3 protein-coding genes are annotated in these 1475 nt (G+C 71.3%); all 3 read right to left on the reverse strand.

Annotated elements, in window-relative coordinates:
* Positions 1–22: 22 nt before the first annotated feature.
* Positions 23–499 (reverse strand): cyclic pyranopterin monophosphate synthase MoaC, encoded by a 477-nt coding sequence (moaC, locus tag SGR02S_RS19210; RefSeq protein WP_082797251.1) that lies wholly within the window; start codon positions 497–499, stop codon positions 23–25.
* Positions 496–1032, reverse strand: coding sequence for a molybdenum cofactor biosynthesis protein B (gene moaB, locus SGR02S_RS19215; protein ID WP_067113827.1), 537 nt, complete (start codon positions 1030–1032; stop codon positions 496–498). Before moaB ends, moaC begins: the two co-directional genes overlap by 4 nt.
* Before the next feature lie 3 nt (positions 1033–1035).
* On the reverse strand, positions 1036–1475 hold a 440-nt coding region (locus SGR02S_RS19220; protein ID WP_218000150.1), incomplete at its 5' end, for a molybdenum cofactor biosynthesis protein MoaE.

A 1475-nucleotide genomic window follows, 5' to 3' on the forward strand; every position in this document is an offset into this window, starting at 1 on the left:
GCCACCGCGTCGTCGAAACCCGTCATGGCTTGCGCATCGCGCCCGATCGCCCGCCATCCTTCGCCGTCACCCGGATCGCCTCGATCGTCATCGTCTTGTCGACCGCCTTCAGCATGTCGAACAGGGTCAGCGCAGCGACCGAAACGGCGGTCAGCGCTTCCATCTCCACCCCGGTCTGCCCGCTGGTGCGCACCTCCGCCCGGATGCTGAAGCCGGGCAGGCTGTCGTCGATGGCAATCTCCACCAGCACCTGCGACAGCGCGAGCGGATGGCACAGCGGGATCAACTCGGCGGTGCGCTTGGCGGCCATGACCCCGGCCAGTTCGGCGGTGGCGATGACGCTGCCCTTGGGCGTTTCGCCGGCGCGCACCTTGTCGAGCGTCGCCGGCGCGCAGAGGAGTTCGCCCCGGCTCTCGGCCCGGCGCGTCGTCACCGGCTTGTCGCCGACATCGACCATGCGCGCCCGCCCGGCGGCATCGATATGCGACAGGTCGTTCATGCGCACAGTCCGGCGAGGCGCGGCACCTGTCCGGCGATCGAGCAGGGGCGGTGGCGGCTGTCGAACTCGGCGGCGAGCACGAGGTCCCACGCGTCGCGGCAGGCGCCGGTCGAACCGGGCACGCAGAAGATGAAGGTATCGTCCGCCTGGCCTGCGAAGGCGCGCGATTGCAGCGTCGATACGCCGATGGTTGTCATGCTCGCCTGATGGAAGACGACGCTGAACCCGTCCATCACCCGGCGCAGCAGCGGCATCACCGCCTCGGGCGTCACGTCGCGCGGCGTGAAGCCGGTGCCGCCGGTGCTGACGATGATGTCGATGCCGGGGTCGGCGATCCACGCTGCCATCCGGTCGCGGATCGCCTGCACCTCGTCGGTGACGATGGCGCGCGCGGCGAGCTTGTGGCCGGCCGCCGTCAGCCGCTCGGCGAGCAGCGCGCCGGAGGTGTCGGTCTCCATCGTGCGCGTATCCGACACGGTCAGCACCGCGATATGCAGCGGGTGGAAGGTCAGGCTGTCGTCAATTCCGGGCATGCGTCATTCCCATGTTGCGGCTTCCCAGCGCGCGACGGCCGAACGGTCGGCGTCGGTGGGTTCGATCCAGCGGCTTCCCTCGGGCGCCTCCTCGCGCTTCCAGAACACCGCCTCGGTCTTCAGCCGGTCCATCAGATAGTCCGCGGCCTCGAAGGCGGCGCGGCGGTGCGCGGCGGCGGTGGCGACGAAGACGATCGCCTCGCCGGGCAGGATGCGCCCCGCCCGGTGCACGACGAGGCTGCGGGTGATGCGAAAGCGCGCCCGCGCGTCGGCCGCGATCGCCCGCATCGAGGCGAGCGTCACGCCGCGATAGCTTTCCAGCACCAGCGAGGCGAGCGGCGCGCCGTCCTTTGCCGCGGCGCGCGCGTGGCCGGTGAAGCTGACGACCGCGCCCTCGCCGGAGAGCGAGGCCGTGAATGCCGCCAGCCGCGCCGCCGGGTCGA

This window comes from Sphingopyxis granuli NBRC 100800, from assembly GCF_001591045.1.
GTDB classification, from domain to species: Bacteria; Pseudomonadota; Alphaproteobacteria; order Sphingomonadales; family Sphingomonadaceae; genus Sphingopyxis; species Sphingopyxis granuli.